The sequence below is a fragment of the Micromonospora sp. D75 genome (assembly GCF_018070405.1).
Taxonomy (GTDB): domain Bacteria; phylum Actinomycetota; class Actinomycetes; order Mycobacteriales; family Micromonosporaceae; genus Micromonospora; species Micromonospora chalcea.
This window is the reverse complement of record NZ_JAGPXV010000640.1, coordinates 1-3,343: the sequence shown is the minus strand read 5'-3', so window position 1 is coordinate 3,343 and position 3,343 is coordinate 1. Positions and strand designations below refer to the sequence as shown.

Below are 3,343 nucleotides of genomic sequence, written 5' to 3'. Positions count from 1 at the left end.
AGCGGGTGGTGCCGCTCTACGTGCTCGACCCGGAGTTGCAGCAGCTCTCGCCGAACCGCACCCGGTTCCTGCACCAGAGCCTGGCCGACCTGCGCGAGGCGCTGCGCAAGCGCGGCGGCGACCTGGTGATCAGGCGCGGCGACCCGGTGGCCGAGACGGTGAAGCTGGCCCGGAAGGTGGGCGCCGAGGGCGTCGGGCTCTCCGCCGACGTCAGCCACTACGCCCGCCGCCGGGAACGCCGCCTGCGCGCCGAGTGCGACCGGCACCGCATGTTCCTGCGGCTGTTCCCCGGCCTGACGATCGTCGAGCCGGGCGCGCTGCGCCCGAGCGGCGGCGACCACTACCGCGTGTTCAGCCCCTACTTCCGCGCCTGGCAGGGCGTGCGCCTGCGGGACGAACTGGCCGCGCCGAAGCGGGTCCGGCTGCCCGACGGCGTCGACCCGGGCCGCCTGCCCGACCCGCCGAAGGGCGACAGCCCGGCCGCCGCCGTGGGCGGGGAGAACGCCGCCCGCCGCCGGCTCACCGCCTGGCTGCCCACCCTTCATCGGTACGACGACATCCACGACGACATGGCCGGCGACGAGACCTCCCGGCTCAGCCCGTACCTGCGCTTCGGCTGCGTCTCCCCGCTGGCGGTGGCGACCCGGGCCGGCGACCGCGACGGCCCGTTCGTCCGGCAGCTCTGCTGGCGCGACTTCTACCACCAGGTCGTCGCCGGATTCCCGGACCTGTCCACGGCCGCCTACCGGCGGGGCGCCCGGGAGGACTGGCGGTACGACGAGCACGCGCTCGACGCCTGGACCGAGGGACGGACCGGCATGCCGATCGTGGACGCCGGCATGCGTCAGATGCGCGCCGAGGGCTGGATGCACAACCGGGCCCGCCTGATCACCGCCGGCTACCTGACCAAGCACCTCGGGCTGGACTGGCGGCCCGGCCTGGAAGTCTTCTTCCGGTGGTTGCTCGACGGCGACCGGGTCAACAACTCCGGCAACTGGCAGTGGGTGGCCGGCACCGGCAACGACACCCGGCCGTACCGCGGCTTCAACCCGGTACGGCAGGCCGAGCGCTACGACCCCGACGGCGCGTACGTGCGGCGGTGGGTGCCGGAGCTGGAATCGGTGGCGGGCAAGGCGGTGCACCAGCCGTGGCGGCTGCCCGACGCTGTGCGTCGCACGCTCGACTACCCGCCGCCGCTGGAGGTGCCCGGCGCCGACCCGGTCTGGCTCCGCTGACGCCCTCCCCCTCGCCGCCCGCCGCCCGCGCACGAGCGCGAACGTCACACGAGCCCAACGTCGCTGGCGGCCCGCGCGGGCCGCAGCACGGCGCCCACGATTACTGCGGGTGACTGCACCTCTAGCCCGCGCCATCCACCTCCGGCCGACTTTGCTCTGCAGCCATATCCGCACCCGTTGCGGAACGTGACCGTGCGGGCCTCTCGCGGATTTCGGACCTAGCGGAAATCCGCTGCTCAACTCGGTGCTGCGCCAATGGGTGCAGAGCAAAGTCGGAAAAGGGGAAGCCAGCGCGACTGCCGGCCGAATGCGCTGCGTGACGACGCGCCGGAATCACAGAACGTGACTGACCGTCAGAGGCAGGAGTGCAGCGCCTCGACCAGCTCCTCCACCCGATCGTGGTCGGCCAGCCGGGCGGTCGCGTACGCGAAGGTGTAGCCCCGCTCCGGGTCGGCCCAGGCGCTGCTGCCGCCGATCCCGCCCATGCCCCAGCTGCCGTCCGGCTCCCACTGCATGCCGAGCGTCCAGTCCACCGGCCGGTCCAGCAGCAGGTCCGGCCCGGAATACTGCACCCGCGTCGCCTCGGCGACCAGCTCCGGGCTGAACAGGCGTACCCCGTCCAGGGCGCCGCCGGCGAGCAGGCCCCCGTACAGCCGGGCGAGCCCGGCGGCGGTGGCGTGCAGGTTCACCGCCGGGATCTCGGCGGCCCGCCAGAGGTCGCTGTTCACCATCGCGACGTCGCGCCCGCCGGGCGGGTTGTCCAGCGCCCGCGCCCGCAACGAACCCGGCTCGCCGCGCATCGCGTCCGGCCAGGCCGGATCGGCGTACGACAGGTCGGCGCACCGCCGCCGGTCGGCCTCACCCAGCCCGAAGGCCAGGTCCAGGCGCCACGGACCGGCGATCTCCTCGGCCAGGAACCGGCCCACCGGCCGCCCGTCCACCCGGCGGACCAACTCGCCCACCAGGTGCCCGTACGTCCAGGCGTGCTCGCCCGCGACGGCGCCCGGGTCCCACTCCGGCTCGGCCGCCGCCAGGTCGGCGCAGAGCAGGCCCCAGTCGGCGATGGCCGCGGCGGGGCGGGGCACCGGGAAGGCGGGCAGCCCGGCGGTGTGGGCGAGGACCTGCCGGACGGTCGCCGGGGTGCGGAACTCCGGCCAGTACGCCGACACCGGCGTGTCCAGGTCGACCCGGCCCCGGTCGACGAGCAGCAGCAGACAGAGCGCCACCACCGGCTTGCCGGTCGAGTAGACGTCCACGAGCGTGTCCGGACGCCACGCGCGGTCCGCCCCTGCCATCGGTGCGACCGCACTGGGCGGGACCGCCGCCGCCGTGCCGCCCATCAGCTCGATCACCGGTACGCCGTCGTGCCACACCGCGAGCGACGCGCCGGTCTCCCGGCCGGTGACGAACAGGTCGTGGAAGCAGTCCCGGACCGGGGTGAAGCGCGTGTGCATGCGGCCACGGTAGGCGGTCGCGTTCGTGACGAGCGCGGGAATTCGGGGCCGGTGCGGTGGCCGGTGTCCCGAAGGTACGGAATGCTTGCGGAATGGCGGAGCCGGAACAGGTTGACGTAGTAGTGGTCGGGCTCGGCGTCGGCGGCGAGGAGGTGGCCGGACGGCTCGCCGAGGCCGGCCTCACAGTGGTCGGCATCGAACGGGACCTGGTCGGCGGCGAGTGCCCCTACTGGGGGTGCGTGCCGAGCAAGATGATGATCCGGGCGGCGAACGCGCTGGCCGAGGCGCACCGGGTCAACGAGTTGGCCGGGTCCGCCCAGGTGCGGCCGGACTGGGCGCCGGTGGCGAAGCGGATCCGCGCCGAGGCCACCGACACCTGGGACGACAAGGTGGCGGTGGACCGCTTCACCGGCAAGGGCGGCCGGTTCGTCCGGGGCAGCGGGCGGCTCGACGGCCCGAACCGGGTACGCGTCGGCGACCAGGTGTTCCAGGCCCGGTACGGCGTGGTCCTCGGCACCGGCACCCGGCCCTCGGTCCCGCCGATCGACGGGCTGGCCGACACGCCGTACTGGACGAATCACCAGGCCATCGAGGTGGAGGAGCTGCCCGCGTCGCTGCTGGTGCTCGGCGGCGGCGCGATCGGGCTGGAACTCG

Annotated in this window: 3 protein-coding genes; 2 read left to right on the top strand and 1 reads right to left on the bottom strand. The window is 74.3% G+C overall.

Annotated elements, in window-relative coordinates; all coding sequences use genetic code 11:
* Nucleotides 1–1,235: deoxyribodipyrimidine photo-lyase (locus KBX39_RS26930; protein ID WP_210873151.1), on the top strand; the 1,235-nt coding region annotated here is incomplete at its 5' end.
* 353 nt (nt 1,236–1,588) lie between these two features.
* On the opposite strand, the gene KBX39_RS26925 is transcribed toward KBX39_RS26930, so the two are convergent.
* On the bottom strand, nt 1,589–2,689 hold the full coding sequence (locus tag KBX39_RS26925) for a serine hydrolase (protein ID WP_210873149.1): 1,101 nt from the start codon (nt 2,687–2,689) through the stop codon (nt 1,589–1,591).
* A gap of 92 nt (nt 2,690–2,781) precedes the next feature.
* On the opposite strand from KBX39_RS26925, the gene KBX39_RS26920 reads away from it, so the two are divergent.
* On the top strand, nt 2,782–3,343 hold a 562-nt coding region (locus KBX39_RS26920; RefSeq protein WP_210873148.1), incomplete at its 3' end, for an FAD-dependent oxidoreductase.